Origin of the sequence: Oceanobacillus polygoni, assembly GCF_008304605.1 — a bacterium.
Classification (GTDB): Bacteria; Bacillota; Bacilli; order Bacillales; family Amphibacillaceae; genus Oceanobacillus; species Oceanobacillus polygoni.
The window spans coordinates 40,836-61,854 of the sequence record NZ_PIJY01000030.1 but is presented as its reverse complement, the minus strand read 5'-3'; the positions used below and the strand labels follow the sequence as shown (position 1 = coordinate 61,854).

General features: G+C 38.2%; 18 protein-coding genes, 1 other RNA gene and 1 other annotated feature. Of the genes, 16 read left to right on the top strand and 3 right to left on the bottom strand.

Annotation, left to right across the window (positions count from 1 at the left end; all coding sequences use genetic code 11):
- Window positions 1-17: 17 nt before the first annotated feature.
- The 5 genes from F1560_RS15045 to dtd all read left to right on the top strand — a co-directional run bounded on the left by F1560_RS15045 (window position 18) and on the right by dtd (window position 6,159).
- The gene (locus tag F1560_RS15045) at window positions 18-356 is read left to right on the top strand and encodes a LapA family protein (protein WP_149475472.1); all 339 of its coding nucleotides are present in this window, start codon (window positions 18-20) and stop codon (window positions 354-356) included.
- Between the two features lie 56 nt (window positions 357-412).
- The gene (gene recJ / locus F1560_RS15040) at window positions 413-2,728 is read left to right on the top strand and encodes a single-stranded-DNA-specific exonuclease RecJ (protein WP_149475471.1); all 2,316 of its coding nucleotides are present in this window, start codon (window positions 413-415) and stop codon (window positions 2,726-2,728) included.
- Window positions 2,718-3,230, top strand: coding sequence for an adenine phosphoribosyltransferase (locus F1560_RS15035; protein ID WP_149475470.1), 513 nt, complete (start codon window positions 2,718-2,720; stop codon window positions 3,228-3,230). Before recJ ends, F1560_RS15035 begins: the two co-directional genes overlap by 11 nt.
- 243 nt (window positions 3,231-3,473) lie before the next feature.
- A complete protein-coding gene (locus tag F1560_RS15030; RefSeq protein WP_149475469.1) occupies window positions 3,474-5,675 on the top strand; it encodes a RelA/SpoT family protein in 2,202 nt (733 codons plus the stop codon).
- 37 nt (window positions 5,676-5,712) lie between these two features.
- Window positions 5,713-6,159 (top strand): D-aminoacyl-tRNA deacylase, encoded by a 447-nt coding sequence (gene dtd / locus F1560_RS15025; protein WP_149475468.1) that lies wholly within the window; start codon window positions 5,713-5,715, stop codon window positions 6,157-6,159.
- Window positions 6,160-6,221: 62 nt separating this feature from the next.
- Here the strand turns inward: dtd and F1560_RS15020 are convergent, their stop codons facing one another.
- Window positions 6,222-7,283, bottom strand: coding sequence for an N-acetylmuramoyl-L-alanine amidase family protein (locus F1560_RS15020; protein WP_149475467.1), 1,062 nt, complete (start codon window positions 7,281-7,283; stop codon window positions 6,222-6,224).
- A gap of 120 nt (window positions 7,284-7,403) precedes the next feature.
- On the opposite strand from F1560_RS15020, the gene F1560_RS22185 reads away from it, so the two are divergent.
- The 4 genes from F1560_RS22185 to ssrS all read left to right on the top strand — a co-directional run bounded on the left by F1560_RS22185 (window position 7,404) and on the right by ssrS (window position 11,258).
- Window positions 7,404-7,577, top strand: a complete 174-nt coding sequence (locus F1560_RS22185; protein ID WP_187773743.1) for a hypothetical protein — start codon at window positions 7,404-7,406, stop codon at window positions 7,575-7,577.
- Window positions 7,578-7,628: 51 nt separating this feature from the next.
- Window positions 7,629-7,849 (top strand) — a binding site (T-box leader).
- Window positions 7,850-7,913: 64 nt separating this feature from the next.
- Window positions 7,914-9,197 (top strand): histidine--tRNA ligase, encoded by a 1,284-nt coding sequence (gene hisS, locus F1560_RS15015; RefSeq protein WP_149475466.1) that lies wholly within the window; start codon window positions 7,914-7,916, stop codon window positions 9,195-9,197.
- A 3-nt stretch (window positions 9,198-9,200) separates the two neighbouring features.
- On the top strand, window positions 9,201-10,976 hold the full coding sequence (aspS, locus tag F1560_RS15010; protein ID WP_149475465.1) for an aspartate--tRNA ligase: 1,776 nt from the start codon (window positions 9,201-9,203) through the stop codon (window positions 10,974-10,976).
- An 87-nt stretch (window positions 10,977-11,063) separates the two neighbouring features.
- Window positions 11,064-11,258, top strand: a non-coding RNA gene (ssrS, locus tag F1560_RS15005) — 6S RNA.
- 95 nt (window positions 11,259-11,353) lie between these two features.
- Here the strand turns inward: ssrS and F1560_RS15000 are convergent.
- Entirely contained in the window at window positions 11,354-12,019 is a 666-nt protein-coding gene (locus tag F1560_RS15000) for an RsfA family transcriptional regulator (RefSeq protein ID WP_149475464.1), read from the bottom strand.
- Between the two features lie 85 nt (window positions 12,020-12,104).
- A complete protein-coding gene (locus F1560_RS14995; protein ID WP_149475463.1) occupies window positions 12,105-13,382 on the bottom strand; it encodes a replication-associated recombination protein A in 1,278 nt (425 codons plus the stop codon).
- 312 nt (window positions 13,383-13,694) lie between these two features.
- Here F1560_RS14995 and cymR point away from each other — a divergent pair, with 312 nt between their 5' ends.
- The 7 genes from cymR to F1560_RS14960 all read left to right on the top strand — a co-directional run bounded on the left by cymR (window position 13,695) and on the right by F1560_RS14960 (window position 21,010).
- Window positions 13,695-14,114 carry a cysteine metabolism transcriptional regulator CymR gene (gene cymR / locus F1560_RS14990; RefSeq protein WP_149475462.1) on the top strand — a complete coding sequence of 140 codons (420 nt, stop codon included), beginning with the start codon at window positions 13,695-13,697 and terminating at the stop codon, window positions 14,112-14,114.
- A 39-nt stretch (window positions 14,115-14,153) separates the two neighbouring features.
- The gene (locus F1560_RS14985; RefSeq protein ID WP_149475461.1) at window positions 14,154-15,296 is read left to right on the top strand and encodes a cysteine desulfurase family protein; all 1,143 of its coding nucleotides are present in this window, start codon (window positions 14,154-14,156) and stop codon (window positions 15,294-15,296) included.
- Window positions 15,297-15,328: 32 nt separating this feature from the next.
- Window positions 15,329-16,441, top strand: a complete 1,113-nt coding sequence (mnmA, locus tag F1560_RS14980) for a tRNA 2-thiouridine(34) synthase MnmA (RefSeq protein ID WP_149475460.1) — start codon at window positions 15,329-15,331, stop codon at window positions 16,439-16,441.
- A gap of 17 nt (window positions 16,442-16,458) precedes the next feature.
- A complete protein-coding gene (locus F1560_RS14975) occupies window positions 16,459-17,124 on the top strand; it encodes a tetratricopeptide repeat protein (protein WP_149475459.1) in 666 nt (221 codons plus the stop codon).
- Window positions 17,125-17,313: 189 nt separating this feature from the next.
- Complete coding sequence (gene recD2 / locus F1560_RS14970) at window positions 17,314-19,632, top strand: SF1B family DNA helicase RecD2 (protein ID WP_149475458.1); 2,319 nt, start codon at window positions 17,314-17,316, stop codon at window positions 19,630-19,632.
- A gap of 67 nt (window positions 19,633-19,699) precedes the next feature.
- Complete coding sequence (locus F1560_RS14965; protein WP_095307137.1) at window positions 19,700-19,888, top strand: hypothetical protein; 189 nt, start codon at window positions 19,700-19,702, stop codon at window positions 19,886-19,888.
- A 54-nt stretch (window positions 19,889-19,942) separates the two neighbouring features.
- Window positions 19,943-21,010: an AI-2E family transporter gene (locus tag F1560_RS14960; RefSeq protein WP_149475457.1), complete on the top strand. Its 1,068-nt coding sequence runs from the start codon at window positions 19,943-19,945 to the stop codon at window positions 21,008-21,010.
- Window positions 21,011-21,019: the final 9 nt, after the last annotated feature.

Genomic DNA, 21,019 nt, shown 5'->3' with positions numbered 1-21,019 from the left:
ATAAGGGAGAGAGAACGATGACAAAAGGACAAACCTATGTTATATTATCGATTATTTTCGTTATTATTGTAGCCGTATTTGCTGTTACAAATGTCGATTCTGTTGAGGTGAACTATTTATTCTGGACACAAGAGTCCCCATTAATACTTGTAATTTTATTTTCTGTCTTAATGGGTGGGATTATAACAGCTTCTGTTGGTGCAATACGTATTTATCGATTACAGCGGGAGGCTAAGCGATTAAAGGTTGAAAACACGAAATTGATTACAAAATTAGAGGAAAATGGTCTATCCGTTGAGCGTAAAATAAGAAGTAGTTCATCGAAAACAAATGACGCCTACTCGAAAACAAAATAATTCTAATTGCTACCCCTGCCTGTCTCTAGTATAATAGATTAGTCAGGGGTGAAATCATGTTACAAAGTAAAGCAAATTGGAAATATACATCACTACACGAAGCAGCAGTGAATTGGGAAGATGATTCAATTGAATTATCCCCAATTGTCAAACAGTTGCTGCAACAAAGAGGAATAACGAATATTGAAGAAGCAAGACAATTTTTATCACCTGATATTAAAAATTTACACAGCCCAGTTAAAATCGATTCGATTGAAAGAGCAGCAGCACGTGTACATAAAGCGATAGATGACGATGAAAAAATCTTAATCTATGGAGATTATGATGCGGATGGTGTTAGTTCAACTACAGTATTAATGAAAGCATTGGAAGAGCTTGGAGCTGATTGTGACTTCTATATACCGAACCGTTTTACAGAAGGATATGGTCCAAACGAAGCAGCTTTTCGAGCAGCAGCTAAAAATGGATTTGCATTGATTATTACAGTAGATACAGGAATCGCATCTGTTCATGAAGCGCAAGTGGCAAGTGAATTAGGAATTGACTTAATCATTACGGATCATCATGAGCCACAAGAAGAATTACCGGAATGCTTTGCTATCATTCATCCAAAATGCTCAGAAGCTTACCCATTCCAAGAGCTTGCAGGTGTCGGTGTAGCATTTAAATTTGCACAAAGCTTGCTCGGCTACTTTCCGAAGCACTTGTTAGAGTTTGCAGCAATTGGAACAATAGCCGACCTCGTTCCACTTGTGGATGAAAATAGAGTACTCGCATTTTATGGATTACATGCATTAACGATATCACAGAATCCTGGAATTAAAGCTCTTAAACGGGTTTGTAAAATTGAAGGCAATGTAACGGAGGAAGATGTTGGTTTTATGATTGGTCCACGGATTAATGCTGTGGGGCGCTTAGAAAATGCTGATTTAGCAGTTCAATTGTTATTGACAGATGACGATGAAGTTGCACAAGAAATGGCAGAAGAAATTGATGTCATAAATAATCAACGCAAAAAAATTGTGAATGACATTTTTCAAGAAGCACAGCAAATCGTGGAATCCTCTGCAACGCATGATGTGATTATTGTTGCTAAAGAAGGATGGAATGAAGGCGTGCTTGGAATTGTTGCGTCAAAATTAGTTCGAAAATATGATCGACCAGCAATTGTTCTAACAGTTAAGCATGAGTCAAACACTGTAAAAGGCTCGGCGAGAAGTATACCAGCATTTGATTTTTTCCAAAATGGAATGCGAATTCGAGAGCTCTTTACACATTTTGGTGGCCACTCACAGGCAGCAGGAATGACATTTCCGCTCGAAAATCTGCAACTTGTACAAGAAAAATTAGATACGTTTATTCGTGAAGAGCTAACAGAAGCAGATTTTAAACAGGAAATTGAAATTAGTGCAAAGCTAACAGTGGAGACAATCAATGAAGAACTCGTTCAAGAAATTGCCAGACTCGCACCGTTTGGCATGAAAAACCCAAAACCAATTTTTGAATTGAACGAAATACCAGCTGATGCTAGGAAAATTGGCAGTGCAAAAAACCATCTGAAACTTCTATTCAAACAAGATAGTCAGACGCTAGATAGTATAGGTTTTGGCATGGGTGAATTGTATGAACACATTTCTCCGAATACAGCATTATCATTAGCTGGAGAACTTGGAATAAACGAGTGGAACGGGAATCGTAAAGCGCAGTTTCTTATCCAGGATATGAAAATTGATGAATGGCAGTTATTTGACTTTAGAGGAAAAAAGAATCGTAACGTTCACATAGATACGAGTGATGCATTAGTAGTCGCTACATCGAATCAGAGCGTTCACCCGGATGTTGAACAAATTACGTATGATACAGATGTTCAAACTTTAGATAATAAGCAAACACTTTATATATATGAATTACCAACTAATCTTAATCAGCTAAAAGCTATTATTAACCAAACAAAGCCAGTTAATATATACGCATGTTATCATATTGAAGATAGTGCATATTTGTCGGCTTTCCCATCCAGGGAAGAGTTTATTTGGTTCTATGCGCTCGTTAGGAAACGAAGGGTGCTTGATTTAAAAACAGAGCTTCAGACCATCATGAATCATAAGGGCTGGAGTAAGGATAGAATTATCTTTATTTCAAGCGTGTTTTTTGAACTGGGATTTGTTAAAATAGAAGATGGAGTTATTGAGGTGGAGACAAATCCGATGAAGAAGGATTTAACGGACTCGAAACTATATCAAGAACGTCTTAACAAAGCAGATATTGAAAAACAGCTATATTATTCGAATTATGAAGAATTGAAAACGTGGTTTGAAGGCTGTATGGATTACTTGGATACCCCCGAGGAGGAAGTAGTAAATGGATTATAAGCAACATATAAAAATCGTTGAAGATTGGCCTAAAGAAGGAATTAAATTTAAAGATATTACACCATTAATGGCAGATGGAAAAGCATATAAAGCAGCAGTAGATGAAATCGTTACGTATGCAAAAGAAAAAGAAATCGACATTGTAGTCGGTCCAGAAGCAAGAGGTTTTATTGTAGGCTGTCCTGTTTCCTATGCACTTGAAATAGGCTTTGCTCCTGTTCGAAAGGAAGGAAAGCTGCCACGTGAAGTGATTAAAGTGGACTATGGTCTCGAATATGGAACGAATGTATTAACGATTCATAAAGATGCAATCAAGCCAGGTCAACGTGTTTTGATTACGGATGATTTGCTTGCAACAGGTGGTACTATCGAAGCTACGATCAAATTAGTAGAAGAGCTCGGTGGTATTGTTGTAGGTTGTGCTTTCTTAGTCGAACTCAGCTACTTAGATGGTAAAGAAAAGCTGAAAGACTATGATGTATTAACGCTAATGACATATTAAAATTTTTTATAAGGTCTGACGTCTATTTTATCGTCAGACCTCTTATTATAGAGATTTCACAATGGACACATTTTACGGAAAAGCATATAATTAAAAATATTTAGCAGGGGTTAATGCGCTTTCTCACGCATTAACGGGCTGTAAACTCCCATTGAACGAAGTTTCACTTTACGTAATGATGTGCTACTATTGTTGAAGAATATCAATTATTAAATAATGCAGACGGCTAGTAAAGGTGATTTCATGGCAAAAGACGAAAATGTAACAATTAATGACATTATCAATATGGCAACAAAGTATCTAGCTACTGAGGATGTGGCGTTAATTCAACGCGCTTATGACTTTGCGAACGAGGCCCACCATGATCAATTTCGAAAATCTGGCGAGCCATATATTATCCACCCGGTTCAGGTAGCGGGTATCCTTACTCAACTTGAAATGGATGCGGAAACAATCGCTGGTGGTTTTTTACATGATGTTGTCGAGGATACGGAAGTGACACTTGCTGATTTAGAGCAAGCATTCAATGTTGAGATAGCCCTGTTAGTAGATGGTGTCACGAAACTCGGAAAAATTAAATACGAGTCGAAGGAAGTCCAACAAGCTGAAAATCATCGAAAAATGTTTGTGGCAATGGCGAAGGATATTCGCGTAATTTTGATCAAACTTGCGGACAGACTGCATAATATGCGGACATTAAAGCACCTTCCTCCAGAAAAGCAACGTCGAATTTCTAATGAAACGTTGGAAATTTTTGCACCGTTAGCTCATCGTCTAGGAATTTCAACAATTAAATGGGAATTGGAAGATACGGCTTTACGCTACCTAAATCCACAGCAATATTACCGTATTGTTCAATTAATGAAGCAAAAACGTGAAGAACGGGAATCATATATTAAAGAAGTAATTCAGGAATTAGCTGTCGAATTGAATGATGTCAATATTGAAGCGGAGATGTCTGGTCGTCCAAAACATCTATATAGCATTTATCAAAAAATGGTCAAGCAAAATAAGCAATTCAACGAAATATATGATTTATTAGCCGTTCGGATTATAGTAGAAAGCATAAAGGATTGTTATGCGGTTCTAGGTATAATTCATACAAATTGGAAACCAATGCCTGGCAGATTTAAAGACTATATTGCAATGCCAAAGCAAAACTTATACCAATCGCTTCATACAACTGTGATTGGGCCGAAGGGTGATCCACTCGAGGTACAAATTCGTACAAAAGAGATGCATGAAATCGCAGAGTACGGAATTGCTGCTCATTGGGCGTATAAAGAAGGAAAGCAAGTGAAGAGTGGGAAGAAATCCTTTGAGGAAAAATTAACGTGGTTCAGAGAAATTCTTGATTGGCAAAATGATACACATGATGCAGAAGAATTTATTGAATCTTTAAAGATTGATTTATTTTCCGATATGGTATATGTCTTTACACCAAAAGGGGAAGTGATCGAACTTCCTTCAGGTTCCATTCCACTTGATTTTGCTTATAAAATCCACACCGAAATTGGAAATAAAACCATTGGTGCTAAAATCAACGGGAAAATGGAACCACTCGATTACAAGTTGCAAAATGGCGATATTGTCGAGGTAATGACATCGAAGCATTCCTACGGACCTTCTCAAGACTGGCTCAAGATGACACAAACCTCACAAGCAAAAAGCAAAATTAAACAGTTTTTTAAGAAACAGCGTCGAGAAGAGAATGTGATTAAAGGGAAGGAAGCTGTCGAAAAAGAAATTCGGGCATTGAATATTGAACCGAAGGAAGTGCTTGTACCCGATAATATGCAACGCGTGTTTGATAAATTCAATTTCACAGGCGAAGAAGATATGTATGCAGCAGTTGGTTACCAAGGTATTACAGCTGCATTAATCGCTACAAGGCTGACAGAAAAAATAAGACAGACGAAGCAAAAAGAACGCGATTTAGAAGCAACTTTAGAAGAAGTCAAAACGGAAACGAAACCACAGCGATCGCATAAAAGGGATTCTGGTGTAAAGGTAGAAGGAATCGATAATCTACTTGTTCGACTCGCGAAATGCTGTAACCCGGTTCCTGGTGATGATATCCTTGGGTATATTACGAAGGGAAGAGGGGTGTCTGTACACCGCTCAGATTGCCCTAATGTACAGACCGAGGAAGCAAAGGAACGCTATTTGCATGTAGAATGGGAAGAAGGGAACTCCGATCGTAAACAATACCATGTAGATATTCAAATTACTGGATATGATCGGAGGGGCCTACTTAACGAGGTTCTTCAGGTTGTTAACGAGATGAAGACAAATATGACACATGTAAATGGCAAGTCTGACCGAAATAGAATCGTCGTCATACAAATCACGATACTGATTCATAACACAGGACATTTACGTAAGGTCGTTGAGCGAATTAAGCAAATTAGAGATGTATATACAGTAACACGGACCGTTCAATAGATTATTTTGATTGGTTGGATTAAAGGAGCTTTTGATAATGAAGGCAGTAATACAACGAGCAAAAGATGCCAGTGTAACAGTAAACGATGAAATTATAGGTGAAATTGCAGATGGGTTTGTCGTACTACTTGGGGTCACACATGATGATACCATTGATGATGTTCAGTATCTTGTAAATAAAATTGTTCATTTGCGCGTCTTTGAAGATGAAAATAAAAAAATGAACTTATCATTAAAAGATATCGGGGGTAGTATTTTATCGATTTCCCAGTTCACCCTGTATGGAGAAACAAGAAAAGGAAGGCGGCCAAGCTTTATACAAGCTGCGAAGCCAGAAATTGCAAACGAACTGTACAAGTCCTTTAATGCTTCGATTAAAGAGCAAGGAATCCCTGTAGAAACTGGTGAGTTTGGCGCAATGATGGATGTACAATTAACAAATGTAGGACCTGTTACATTAATTATTGATAGCAAAGATAAATAAAGTATAAAAATAAGGGAGGCCATCAGCCATCCCTTATTTTTTGGGATAAAAGTGAGTATTTGTTATTCTACAAAGTTTTTAGCTAGACCTTGTAAAATTCCGTGTACTAGCTGCTGTTGATAAACTTGTGTTTGCAGCTGAGCCTCTTTTTCAGGATTTGATATAAAGCCAAGCTCCAGCAACACGGAAGGTTTGAGATTGTGTCGAATAACAAATAAATCACCTTCATGTGCGCCTCTGTCTCGATCTCCTGTTTCTTCAATAATCCCCTGTTGGATGTTTTCTGCTAGCTTTTCAGCATAATCCGCATAATAATAGGTTTCAATACCAGATACATCTGGAAATTCAGGGATGCTGTTATAGTGGATACTTAGAAATGCATCTGTATCGACAATGTTAGAGTAGGTAATCCTACTAGCAAGTGAAATGAATTCATCTTCCTCCCTAGTGAGAAGTACATTCGCTCCAAGTGCTAAGAGTTCTTGCTCGAGCTCATGCGCTGTTAAATAAGCAATATCTTTTTCATACGTTTCTGATGCACCAATCGCCCCTACATCACGTCCGCCATGACCAGCATCGATAACGATTGTTTTATCTTTCCAGACATTGCTGTTTGATGTATTCTTTTTTGGTTCCACGAGACGTTTCAATACAAAGCCAGTAATCTCGTCATTTGCAACTTCATACCAATTATTTGTAGAAGCAATAACTTCCATTTCAGTATCTTTTTCTGCAAAATGAACAATGGCATAATCTGTGGAAGGACCATCACGAAGCTGTGTATTATCTTGTTGAATGACAATGCTGTCCATATCAGAATCTACTTCACTTTCTTCTTCCTCTGTTTCATTAGATTGAGATTCTGAAAGCGTCACGAATTCCAACTTAATCCAGCCGGTTTCATTCTCTAGTTTTATTTCTACCCAATCGTCTTCTTGTTCGATGACAGAAAACGTTTGACCAGTATCCACTCTCCCAATGCTTTCATAATCAGTACCAGGTCCACTCCGGACATTTAAATTGGAAGCATTTATGGTAACTTCAGCAGCACGAACGGTATATGGTTCCGATAGCAAGGAAAATACAGCTATAAGTAGGAATAATATAATTTTTCTTGAATGCACGATGTTCCTCCCTAACCTTAAATAATATATTTCATTTACCAAGTATAATAAAAATCTACTTTAAAGGCAAAGCTAGAGATAGATTGAATACCATACTCATCTTTAAAGGAGGAGTTCGTCGTGCGAATGAATGAAAAACAGTGGAACATTGGTAATCAGAAGGATATTTTATCAGCAGATTTGCATCGATTTACAGAGTTAGAAGGAAGAGGGACGAATTTGGAAATTGCCAGTGAATTAGGTATCTCCATCGAGGATGTCAAATTATTAAAGAAAAAGCTGAATCGTGCTTGACAATCGATTCTGTTCCGCTTAATATAATAGACATTCCATTATATAAATCAATAAATACCGTTGAAGGAAAAAGTAATCAAGTACCATTGGAATAGAGAGAAAATGTCATTGGCTGTAAGCATTTTCCCAGATGACTTGATGAAAGACGCTCCTGAGGTTTTGTATCGAAATAGAGTAGGTATGAACGTTTTGCAGGCGTTAACTGTGAAGAGCGGGTGCTATTTATTTAGCATCAACTAGGGTGGCAACGCGGGTTAAATCCCGTCCCTTATTTTATATAAGGGACGGGATTTTTTTAATACCATTACAATTATTAAGGAAACAGGGGGTTTTGAGATGAGTATGAAAGCACCAAGAGGTACAGTGGATATCTTACCAAAGGATGCAGCTAAATGGCAATATGCAGAAAATAAAATTAAAAACGTGTGTGATCGATTCCATTATAAAGAAATCCGCACCCCTATATTTGAACATACGGAAGTGTTTCAACGTGGAGTAGGAGATTCAACAGATATCGTTCAGAAGGAAATGTACACCTTTGAAGATCGGGGTGGGAGAAGTCTGACATTACGTCCAGAGGGTACTGCATCTGTGTCAAGGGCTTTTGTTGAGAATAAGTTATTCGGTGATCCGAATCAACCCGTTAAATTATACTATTTTGCACAAATGTTCCGTTACGAGCGTCCCCAAAAAGGGCGGATGCGTCAATTGAATCAATTTGGTGTAGAGGTGCTTGGTAGTGCTGATCCAGCAGTTGATGCAGAAGTAATCGACCTTGCGATGACGGTCTATAAAGAGTTGGGATTAACGTCATTAAAACTAGTGATTAACTCACTTGGAGATAAAGAAAGCAGAGATAATCACAGACAAGCGCTTGTTAATCACTTCGAACCGTATAAAGAAGAGCTTTGTTCGGATTGCCAAAAACGATTATCGCAAAATCCGCTTCGTGTGTTAGATTGTAAAAAAGATCGAGATCACCCAACAATGAAAACAGCACCATCGATTCTTGATTATTTAAATGAAGCATCGAAAACCTATTTTGAACAGGTGCAAGCATATTTAACATTAATGAATATCGATTTTGTTGTTGATCCAAATCTTGTTCGAGGTCTCGACTATTATAACCATACTGCATTTGAAATCATGAGTGAAGCGGATGGCTTTGGTGCTATTACAACGCTTGCTGGTGGCGGACGCTACAATGGTTTAATTGAGGATCTTGGTGGTCCAGAAACACCTGGAATAGGCTTTGGTATGGGCTTTGAACGTCTACTCATGGCACTTGAAGCAGAAAATGTTGCGATTCCAATTGATAACAGTCTAGATTGCTTTGTCGTTGCAACGGGATCTTCAGAAGTTGAAAAAGAAGCAACACGACTTGTACATGAGCTAAGAACGAATGGAATCCAAGTGGATAGAGATTATCAAGGTCGTAAAATGAAAGCACAATTTAAAGCCGCTGACCGTTACCAGGCGAAATATGTTTTAGTTCTTGGTGAGGAAGAAATAGAAAAGCAAGTGGTTAACCTGAAAGAAATGGAAACAGGGGAACAAATGGAACTACCGTTAAATCGTTTAATTGAGGAATTAAGTGAAAGGCTTTTAGGAGGGAAATAGAGCATGAGTGAACGAATCTATACAGGAAAATTAACAGAAGCAATGATTAATGAGGAAGTACTCCTAAAAGGATGGGTACAGAAAAGGCGCGATTTAGGTGGTTTAATATTTATTGATTTACGTGATAAATCAGGTGTTGTCCAGGTGGTATTTAATCCTGATAAATCACAAGAAGCATTAGAAATTGCGGAACGGATTCGTTCGGAGTACGTGGTAGAGGTTCAAGGAACAGTCGTTAAACGTGATGAATCAACAGTTAACCCGAATATGAAGACAGGAACAATTGAGGTTTTCGCAGCATCCGTTACTATTTTGAACAAATCGAAAACACCACCATTTGCAATTCAAGACGAAACGGATGTTTCGGAGGATATCAGGCTGAAATATCGTTACCTAGACCTTAGAAGAAATGCATTACAGGAAACATTCAAGTTACGTCACCAAACAACACAAATCATTCGTAACTTCTTGAATGATAATGAGTTTCTAGAAATGGAAACACCAATATTGACAAAAAGTACACCAGAAGGAGCGCGAGATTATCTTGTCCCTAGTCGCGTGCATCCAGGTGAATTTTATGCATTACCACAATCACCACAATTATTTAAGCAGCTCATTATGATGAGTGGATTTGAAAAGTATTACCAAATTGCTAGATGCTTCCGCGATGAGGATTTACGTGCTGATAGGCAGCCAGAATTTACGCAGATTGATATTGAAACTTCTTTCTTAACGAGTGATGAAATTATGGAAATGACGGAAAGAATGATGCAACAGGTCGTAAAAGAGGTAAAAGGTATCGATATGGAACTTCCTTTACAACGAATGCCGTATGATGAAGCGATGGATCGCTTTGGCTCCGATAAACCGGACACACGATTTGGACTTGAATTAATTCATGTTTCAGATGTATTAGCGGGGTCAACTTTCAAAGTCTTCCAAGGAGCAATCGAATCAGGCGGGAAGGTTGCACTCTTAAATGTAAAAGGCGAAGCTGCTAACTTCTCTCGTAAGGATATTGATAAATTAACGGACTTTGTAAAAGTGTATGGTGCTAAAGGTCTTGCTTGGGTGAAGGTAGAAGGAGACGAATTAAAAGGACCAATCGCTAAATTCATCACGGACGATGAAAAGGCTGGTCTTTTGGAAAAAGCAACAGCAACAGATGGAGATTTGCTCTTATTTGTAGCAGATAAAACATCTGTAGTCTTTGACAGTCTTGGAGCTTTACGCTTGAAGCTAGGAAAGCAGCTTGAGCTTATCGATGAATCGAAATTCAATTTCCTCTGGGTAACAGATTGGCCGTTACTCGAGTACGATGAGGAATTGGGTAGGTATTTTGCGGCGCATCATCCATTTACGTCACCAGTCGAAGAAGATCTAGATAAATTAGAAACCGATCCAGCTAATGTAAGAGCAAATGCTTATGACCTTGTGTTAAATGGTTACGAATTAGGTGGAGGATCAATTCGTATTTATCAGAAAGAACAGCAAGATCATATGTTTAAAGTGTTAGGATTTACAGAAGAAGAAGCGGGGGAACAATTTGGTTTCTTGCTTGAAGCTCTGGAATACGGAGCGCCACCACATGGTGGGATTGCACTTGGACTAGACCGTATTATCATGCTACTTGCTGGCAGATCTAACCTTCGGGATACGATTTTGTTCCCGAAAACTGCATCTGCATCTGACTTAATGACGAATGCACCGAGCGAAGTAAGTCACGCACAGCTAGATGAACTTGCTATTAAACTTTCAGAGAGAAACACGGTTAATTAAATTAAAAAGTGAAAATTTAATAGTTGTAAATATTGAAAAAAGTCTTTCGATATGTTAAGATAAATTTACAAATTAGCAAACATCTCTTCAATCCTGATGTGTTCGTCTATTCAACGTATTTTGACCGAACAACTGTATACTTGGGAGCTTGATTGTGTTTTTATAGTGAATGCAGGCCTTGTTGATTTTACATCCAAGGAAGCTTGATACCTATAAAACTGGGCACCCACCTGCCTAAAGCGGGATCAAAACTCAAGATAGAACGGCACAATCGGGATTGAACGAGTACATAAAAGATAACAGCGCAAGCGTCCATGGTTAATATCCTGGACAGAGCAAAAGGGACCTCTCAAAAGGTCCCTTTTGCTTACCAAAAATTAATTTGATCCTTGAGCTAATTGCTCTAAATTACCGTTTTTGTCCATACGGAAAGCGGGTGCTGAACGACTGTCTTTATCATCAAGTACAGTCATTTTACGAGCCCGATCCATGATTTGAATGAAAGTCTGGTAATCTTCTTGAATCGAAACGAGTTGATCTTCCGTAGAGGAAAGTTGTTTTTCTAGTTCTTGCACTTTTGATTTTAAGATGTTGTTTTCCTTTTCAATCGTTTCTAATGCTGCTTTTGATTGATTTGAAGCATTCGATTCCTTTTTTAATTCTCTTAAATATTGAATGATCATATCGATGTTTAAGTTTGGTTCTTCTGCAACAACTAGAGAGTTATTATCGAGATTTGTTTCTACTACTTCGTTTACTGTCGACAAGGAAATCGCAGGAACTCTCGTTTTCTTTATCGTAGAAGTCATTGCTCTTTTCTTCTCTTTTCGTTGTCTTTTTGCAAGGTCAATAGCACTCTCATACTTTGATCTGACTTCGGCATTCCAGCGGAAGCCGCAAGCTGCGGATGTGCGATTTAGATGATCTCCAACTTCATCGAATGCATTTAATTGTGTACTGCCCTCTCTAATATGGCGTAGCACTGTTTCTGCAAGTAGTAAATCGTCCTCGTGTGACCAAGCATCTTGTCTAACTTTAACCAATATATTCAACTCCTTTTTCATAGTAGCACAACAATAGATTGTATGTTTTAAGTCTATTGTTACCGCATAGAAAAGGAATTATACGTTATTTCTTATTCTCCCGCTGAATTTTGTCATGTACTTGTTTTAATGCTTGCTCGAATTTACCACTATCTTTTGGGTGGTAGTAGTTTTTATTTTTGATAGAATCCGGTAAATATTGTTGCTGAACCCAGGCGCCGTCATAGTTATGTGGATATTTATAGTCAATCCCTCGGCCAAGCTTTGCTGCACCTGAATAGTGTGAATCCTTTAGATGTGCTGGGATATCACCACTTTTTCCGCTCCGAATATCGGATAAAGCTGCGTCAAGTGCTTTGTATGCTGTGTTCGATTTAGGGGATAGCGCAAGCTCTACAATTGTTACAGCTAATGGTATTCTAGCCTCTGGGAAACCAAGCCTTTCTGCTGCTTGAACAGCTGCTACTGCACGTGGGCCTGCCTGCGGATTTGCAAGACCGATATCTTCATAGGCAATGACAATCATTCGGCGGGCAATACTATCTAAGTCACCTGCTTCAATTAATCTGCCTAAATAGTGGAGAGCTGCATTAACATCGCTACCACGAATCGATTTTTGAAAAGCTGAGAGCACATCATAGTGTGCGTCGCCGTCTTTATCATGTGAGAAGCTTTTCTTTTGCATACATTCTTCAGCTGTATCCAACCCGATAACGATTTGGTTATCCACGTTTTCTGGTGTGGAAGAAACTGCGAGTTCAAGTCCATTTAAGGCAGATCTTAAATCACCATTGGCAGAATTAGCGATATGATCAATGGCTGGATCAGAAATAACTACATCACGATTTCCATAGCCGTTTTCCTCATTGACTAAAGCACGGCGAATCGCAGTTTTGACATTCTCTGGTGTTAGCCCGTGCAGTTCAAATAGATGACACCTACTTCGAATTGCAGGGTTAATGGAATGATATGGATTGCTTGTTGTACAGCCAATTAATGTAACTAAATTGCTTTCTAGATGTGGAAGTAGGAAGTCTTGCTTTGCTTTATCTAAGCGATGTACTTCATCCAATATTAAGACGACCTGTCCCATCATCTTTGCTTCTTCGACTACAATTTCCATATCCTTTTTCTTATCAGCGACTGCATTCAGCATCTTAACTGGCAAACCGACACTTTTAGCAAGGGCATATGCCATGGAAGTCTTTCCGGTTCCAGGTGGACCGAAAAGAATCATCGATGCTAATTGATTCGCTTGTACCATTCGATTTATTATTTTTCCTTCCCCGACAAGATGTTCTTGACCGATAATATCTGTGATTAATTCAGGTCTCATTCGAAATGCGAGAGGTTTTTGTTTCATTTATATCTCCCTTTATATATAATTAATTAATTGTATTAAGTATTGTTCAAAAAGTCCGGTGGAAATGACACATCGAGAACAAGGGAACTTCTCCACAGGACGTGCTAGTTCCGGCTTTGCAACAAAGCTTTTCGATAGGGCGAGTAATCGCAGTCCCAAGACGTTGCGTACTTATCCGAGTTCGGTCCTTTTCATTCTCCTTTTGAACATTTATACTTAGGTTTGCTAAAATGCAAGATATACCCCATTCATGCTATAATAACAAATATTATAAACGAATGGACGATGGAAAGAAACAGAGGTGTGTTATAGATGAAGATTTCAACTAAAGGTAGATATGGTTTAACCATTATGATTGCTTTAACAAAAAAACACGGGGATGGTCCTTTATCCTTAAAGGCAATTGCCCAAGAAAATAATTTATCGGAGCATTATTTGGAGCAGCTTGCTTCTCCGCTTCGCAATGCTGGACTGATTAAAAGTATACGTGGTGCATATGGCGGATATATCTTATCGAAAGATCCAAAGGAGATTACAGCTGGTGATGTAATCCGCGTTCTGGAAGGTCCCCTTACGATTGTAGAGGGAATTGAAGATGAGCAGCCTGCACAGCAAGCATTATGGCTACAAATTCGTGATGCGGTGAAGAATGTTTTAGATAATACGACATTAGAAAATTTGGCAAATCATGATGATGATGAAGTACAGGATTCTTATATGTTCTATATTTAACAATGGTACAACCCGTTTATAAAAGAAAGGAAATGGATAATGGAACCAATTTATTTGGATCATGCGGCAACAACACCAATGGATGAGGAAGTTATTCAAGCAATGCTTCCTGTATATAAAGAAAACTTTGGTAACCCATCAAGCGTACATTCTTTCGGGAGGAAGGGTCGCCAAATTCTTGATGAGGCAAGACGTATCATGGCCTTAAGTATCCATGCAAATGAAAAAGAAATTACGTTCACAAGTGGAGGGACCGAAGCAGATAACCTCGCACTTTTAGGAACTGCGCTAGCAAACCGTCATAAAGGAAATCATATTATTACAACCAAGCAAGAGCATCACGCAGTGCTTCATACAGCTGAGGAATTAGAGGGTCTTGGCTTTGAGGTTACGTATCTTCCAGTGTATGAGAATGGGCAAATAGCGATAGAAGATGTTAAAGCCGCATTAACGGAACAAACGATTCTTGTGTCGATTATGTTTGTTAATAATGAGACAGGAGTTATCCAGCCGATTAAGGAAATAGGAGAGCTTCTAAAGGATCATCAAGCATATTTCCATACAGATGCTGTACAAGCATATGGTTTAATTGATATTGATGTGAAGGAATTGGGTATTGATATGCTTACCGTTTCTTCGCATAAAATAAACGGACCAAAGGGTATTGGTTTTTTATATGCGAATGAAAATGTCATGCTAAAGTCTCTGCAACATGGTGGGGAACAAGAACGTAAACGTCGCCCAGGTACAGAAAATGTTGCTGGCGCTTTTGGTTTTCAAAAAGCTGTTGAGTTAGCAATGGAGCATAAAACGAAAAGGAAAGAGCAGTATCAAGCCTATAAAGAGCTATTTATTCGAACGCTAGAAGAAAATGGAGTACAATTTGAAGTGAACGGAGATATTCAGGTAACCATCGCTTCGATTATTAATATTAGCTTTCCCGGAACAAATGTCGAAGCGCTATTAGCAAATTTCGACTTAGATGGGATTGCCGCATCTAGTGGTAGTGCATGTACGGCAGGAAGTGTTGAACCATCGCATGTATTGACAGCTATGTTCGGGAAAGATAACCCATGCACGACGAATTCGGTTCGATTCAGTTTCGGTATTTTTAATACAGAGGAAAATGTGAAAGAAGCAGCTAATCGTGTCTCTCGAATCGTCAAACGATTAACCGCATAAATGTGTAACCTCTATAAAGGATTGTGAAAAAAATGAAAAATAATAAAGATACACGTGTCGTAATAGGAATGAGTGGAGGTGTTGATTCATCGGTAGCTGCTTTACTGTTGAAAGAACAGGGCTATGATGTTGTCGGTATCTTTATGAAAAACTGGGATGATACTGACGAATTTGGTGTTTGTACAGCAACGGAAGATTTTGATGATGTTGTACGCGTATGTAATCAGCTGGATATTCCGTATTACTCTGTAAACTTTGAGAAGCAATATTGGGACAAAGTGTTCACCTATTTTCTTGATGAATATAAAGCAGGACGTACCCCAAACCCAGATGTTATGTGTAATAAAGAAATAAAATTCAAAGCATTTCTGGATCACGCTTTAGCACTTGGTGCAGATTATTTAGCTACTGGGCATTATGCGCAAGTACGCGAAAATGATGGACGCGTCGAAATGCTGCGTGGAGTGGACGACAATAAAGACCAAACGTATTTTCTAAATCAATTATCTTCAGATGTATTAGAGAAAGTAATGTTCCCACTCGGTCATTTACCGAAATCAGAAGTAAGAAAAATAGCAAAAGAACATGGTCTAGTTACGGCTGATAAAAAAGATTCTACTGGAATTTGTTTTATTGGGGAGCGGAATTTTAAAGAATTTCTTAGTGAATACTTACCGGCACAGCCTGGTGAAATGCAAACACTAGATGGTGTGGTAAAAGGTCGTCATGATGGCTTGATGTACTATACAATTGGACAACGCCAAGGATTAGGTATCGGTGGTTCTGGTGACCCATGGTTTGTTGTAGGAAAAAATTTAAAAGAAAACATCTTATACGTTGAGCAAGGCTTCAGTCACGAAACACTCTACTCGGATGCTTTAGTCGCTACAGATGTAAACTGGATAAACACGGATGTCATTACAGAAACATTTACATGTACAGCAAAATTCCGTTATCGTCAAAAAGATAGTAATGTAACAGTTACTGTTCAAGAAAACGGAAACGTTTATGTGGAATTTGCTGAAAGCGAGCGTGCGATTACTCCGGGACAAGCAGTCGTATTTTATGATGGAGATGTTTGTCTTGGCGGGGCTACCATCGATCAAATTATTAAAAATAATCGCGCACTAGATTATGTTGGTTAAGTAGGGAGTTTTTTATCGTGGATAAGAATTCACAAGCAATAGATTATATGAAAGAACGAAATTTTGAAGAAGCAGCAAAGCTATTTAATGAAGTGATTGAGCAGAATCCAAATGACGCACTTGGCTATATCAATTTCGCCAATCTGTTGATGCAGGTGAATGAAAATGATCGTGCACTCCGTTTTTTGGAAAAAGCTATTGAATTAGACCCAACAGCTGCTACAGCATATTATGGATTAGGTAATCTTTATTTTGAGCAGTCCGAGTTTTCGAAAGCACAAGCAAATTTTCAAAAAGCAGTTGAGCTTGGCCTGGAAGAAAGTGATGTATACTTCATGCTTGGTTTAACGTTGCAAAGTCAAGAACAACCAAGGCTCGCATTGCCGTATTTACTAAGAGCAACTGAACTGAACCCGGATGATGAAGAAGTACTTTTCCAATATGGACTTTCACTTGCACAGAGTAATAGTTTAGCTGATGCTGAGACAGTATTTCATCGTGTTCTTGAGATCAACCAAGAACATAGTGATGCCCATTACAACTTAGGAGTAATGGCGTTGTTTAATGAAAAAGCACAAGAAGCTTTGGAACATTTTGATAAGGCAATATACATTCAGCCAGATCATCTTCTTGCTTTAAACGGTAAGAAAAATGTGGAGCAGTTAATGAACGAAAACAAGTAATAAAGGCGGAAGCGCCCGTAGAGCGACTTACGGACTAGATTGAACCGATGTTCACTTCACCACAAGGGTATACGTGCGACTAAGCCTCTGTCACAGCGAGTCGGCAAGGCAAGTCTTCTTTAGATTGTCATGAAGTAGGAAAGTCTTGCTGGGCGCTTGAGTTGAAAAAAGATAGTGGGGTTGTTTCAAATGGAACGGGATCAACAATCAATCGAAGAAATGGGATATATTAAAGGTGAGATTCTATATACCATTTTTCATAATGAAGTAGAGCATTTTTCTATCATTAAGATCCGGGTTCAGGATACAAATGAAGATTTCAAAGAAAAAGAGATTGTTGCAAAAGGCTATTTTTCCAATCTCCAAGAGCAAACCCTCTATTACTTTTATGGAACGTTTGAAAGGCATGCCAGGTTCGGGTTGCAGTACAAAGTTTCTTCCTACAAAACGGTTGTACCGGATACAAAAGATGGTTTAGTAGCCTATTTATCAAGTGATCTCTTTTATGGCGTTGGAAAAAAGACTGCTGAACGAATCGTTGAACATTTAGGAGAAACGGCAATTACACAGATTTTGAATGATGGAAGTATTCTGCAGCGTGTGCCAGGATTGAAGAAAGAAACGGCCGAGCGTTTAGCGACGAGTTTACAAGAAAATCAAGGGTTTGAACATATTGCAGTTTATTTAGCCAACTATGGTGTTGGGTTAAAAATGGCGCAGCGCATTTATCAAGAATATAAAGATGAAGCGATTGATGTTTTGGAAGAAGACCCATATCAATATGTTTTTGCAATAGATGGATTTGGGTTTCAAACCGCAGATGACATTGCTAGGCAAAATGGAATATCAATGACACACCCAAACCGAATTGGAGCTGGGTGTATTTACATCCTACAAAAAAGCATTCAAGATGGTCACGTATATGTACCAATGGAACTTTGTGTTGACCAAGTTGGAGAATTGCTTCGTATTCATCCTGAAGAAGCTAACATTATTATGGAACAGATGGAAGAATTAAATAAAGAGAAGAAAGTAATCATCCAAGATACAAAGGTTTATCTCCCTTCGCTTTACTATGCTGAGGATGGTTTTGCAGCAAATTTAAAAAGGATCATGGAGAAACCGATTGAGGATGAGACGCCATTAGCTGAAATGATGAAGATTACTGGCGAAATTGAAGATTCAGAAGTACTTAGCTATGGGAAAGAACAATTTAATGCAATTAATCAATCGCTACATTCGAAAGTAATGATTTTAACGGGTGGACCTGGGACTGGAAAAACAACTGTTATTAAAGGGATTTTAAAAGCTTATGCAGTAATCCATGACGTTTCGCTTAATCCGAAAGACTATGAAGATCAAGCTGATTTTCCATTTGTTTTGACTGCGCCAACCGGCAGAGCAGCAAAACGTTTGAATGAGTCGACTGGTCTTCCAGCACTAACAATTCACAGACTGCTTGGTTGGAATGGAAGTAACGGATTTAATAAGGACGAGCAGGAACAGCTGGTAGGAAAGATTCTCATTGTTGATGAGTTTTCCATGGTAGATATTTGGCTTGCAAACAGTTTATTTAAGGCAATACCAGATGAAATGCAAGTACTGCTCGTTGGTGATGAAGATCAGCTGCCATCAGTTGGTCCTGGTCAAGTATTAACGGATTTATTGAATAGCAATTTACTACCTCTTGTTCGGCTTAATGAAGTATATCGTCAAAAAGAAGGATCGAAAATTATCCAGCTCGCACATGAAATTAAAAATGATCAACTGACAGACCAGTCGTTACAGAATGATAAAGATTTTAGTTTTATTGCATGCCATGAACATCAAATGCTCCAAGTAGTTACATCCATTTTCACAAAGGCTAAAGATAAAGGACTTGATGTCAAAGAGATTCAAGTATTAGCTCCCATGTATCGAAGCCAGGCAGGGATTACAATGATTAACCAAGAATTACAGAGGCTGATCAACCCTAAAACGAAAACCAAACGAGAAGTAAAGTACCATGATGTCGTTTATCGTGTTGGGGATAAGGTGATTCAGCTTGTTAATCAACCAGAGGATGGCGTATATAATGGTGATATTGGCGAAGTTGTTGCTATTTTTCGAGAAGAAGAGAACGTGGATAATGTGGAGCAGGTGGTCATAAGCTTTGATGATAAAGAAGTGGTTTATGAACGCAACAACTATATTAATTTTACACATGCATATTGTATTTCCATTCATAAGTCGCAAGGTAGTGAATTCCCAATCGTAATTCTCCCGGTTGTTTCGACCTATCATCGAATGCTGCGAAAAAATTTATTGTACACTGCAATTACAAGAAGCAAAGAGTCTTTAATTATTTGTGGTGAACACCAAGCGTTTTTAAGAGGGATTCAGACCGTGGATACGAATAAACGATTTACGTCATTGAAAGAGCAATTAAGTGAAAGAATGAAAGATATGAAAGTGGAAGAAACGGAAGAAGTGGCTGAAGAAGAAATCTCGCCATACGATTTCATGTAAATAAAGGTATAAAAAGTATTCAAGCGGGCAACTATAGTAGCGTAATACTCGAAAAGGAGTTAAAATCATGCTACGATGCCCGAACTGTAATGGAAAAGACATTGGAAAAATAGGAACACAAGATTATTATTGTTGGACTTGCTTTATTGAAATGACAGTAACCAGCAATGAATTAATGGTGCATCAAATCGAAGCTGATGGAAGCTTAAGCTCATTGGATGATTTGTTTACGAAAGAGGAAAGAAAATTACCATAAACACTCCCGGCGAGGATAACGAGATAAATACAAAATGCTTGAGGAGTGTTTATCATGGTTGAGGATAAAAAACGCTTTCGATTACTGTATTGGCTATTAATAGGGATTGTTTTATTTATATTTTCCTTTCTGCTAGTAAAAACAATGCCATATTACGAAGCCTTTTTTTCATTTTTATGGAAGTTTTTCATTCCGTTTTTAGTTGCAGCATTAATTGCTTATTTACTTCATCCATTAGTGGAAAAACTCCACGAGTGGAATATTCATCGAGGTCTCTCGATCCTGTTAATCTATTTAATATTCTTCGGCGGGGTCGGTTATTTATTTTACAGAGGATATCCTGCCATTGTTCATCAGGTTCAAGATTTGAATGAGAATCTGCCCGAGTTTATCCGTATGTATGAAAGTTGGATCTATCAGGTATACAGTTATACTTCGTTTTTACCAGAAACGGTTCATGACAAAATTGATCAACTTGTAGCAACGATAGAGACTTCCTTGGATAATTTACTCGGTAAGCTTGTCGGTGGTTTTACAAGAATATTCGACATGATTGTCCTTATAACGGTTATCCCGGTACTTGTCTTTTACTTCATCAAGGATTATGTGAAGATCGAATCTTTTTTTATGTGGTTTATTCCACATAAGTATAAGGATGAAGCGAATGAATTAATGAAGGAAATCGATAAAGGACTTGGGGGATATATTCGTGGTCAGTTAATTATTAGTTTGTTTGTGAGTTTGGCTTGTCTGCTAATCTTTAAATTATTACATGTTAATTATGCGTTATTACTAGCGATTGTGATGGGTGTAACGAATATTATTCCGTATTTTGGTCCAATTATTGGTGCTGTCCCTGCGGTGATGATTTCGTATACAACAGGTGGTAACACAGTTATATTTGTGATTATTGCTATTTTTGTTATCCAACTAATCGAAGGGAATCTTCTATCTCCATATATTATGGGGAGAAGTATTAAAATTCATCCTGTGGCAATCATCTTTGTGCTATTATTAGGTGGTCAATTATTTGGAGTTTGGGGCATGATTCTAGCTGTACCTGTCCTAACCATTTTAAAAGTGATTGTCGTTCAGTTTGTTTCTCTTCGTTCCAATCATTGACATCGCTAC

Bases quoted from the DNA above. Each gene is read 5' to 3' on its own strand.
- cymR (WP_149475462.1), top strand. From the start codon at position 13,695: ATGAAGATTTCAACTAAAGGTAGATATGGTTTAACCATTATGATTGCT.
- recJ (WP_149475471.1), top strand. From the start codon at position 413: ATGTTACAAAGTAAAGCAAATTGGAAATATACATCACTACACGAAGCA.
- F1560_RS15045 (WP_149475472.1), top strand. From the start codon at position 18: ATGACAAAAGGACAAACCTATGTTATATTATCGATTATTTTCGTTATT.
- F1560_RS15035 (WP_149475470.1), top strand. From the start codon at position 2,718: ATGGATTATAAGCAACATATAAAAATCGTTGAAGATTGGCCTAAAGAA.
- F1560_RS14995 (WP_149475463.1), bottom strand. From the start codon at position 13,382: ATGAAACAAAAACCTCTCGCATTTCGAATGAGACCTGAATTAATCACA.
- aspS (WP_149475465.1), top strand. From the start codon at position 9,201: ATGAGTGAACGAATCTATACAGGAAAATTAACAGAAGCAATGATTAAT.
- hisS (WP_149475466.1), top strand. From the start codon at position 7,914: ATGAGTATGAAAGCACCAAGAGGTACAGTGGATATCTTACCAAAGGAT.
- F1560_RS14985 (WP_149475461.1), top strand. From the start codon at position 14,154: ATGGAACCAATTTATTTGGATCATGCGGCAACAACACCAATGGATGAG.
- dtd (WP_149475468.1), top strand. From the start codon at position 5,713: ATGAAGGCAGTAATACAACGAGCAAAAGATGCCAGTGTAACAGTAAAC.
- mnmA (WP_149475460.1), top strand. From the start codon at position 15,329: ATGAAAAATAATAAAGATACACGTGTCGTAATAGGAATGAGTGGAGGT.
- F1560_RS14960 (WP_149475457.1), top strand. From the start codon at position 19,943: ATGGTTGAGGATAAAAAACGCTTTCGATTACTGTATTGGCTATTAATA.
- F1560_RS14965 (WP_095307137.1), top strand. From the start codon at position 19,700: ATGCTACGATGCCCGAACTGTAATGGAAAAGACATTGGAAAAATAGGA.
- F1560_RS15030 (WP_149475469.1), top strand. From the start codon at position 3,474: ATGGCAAAAGACGAAAATGTAACAATTAATGACATTATCAATATGGCA.
- recD2 (WP_149475458.1), top strand. From the start codon at position 17,314: ATGGAACGGGATCAACAATCAATCGAAGAAATGGGATATATTAAAGGT.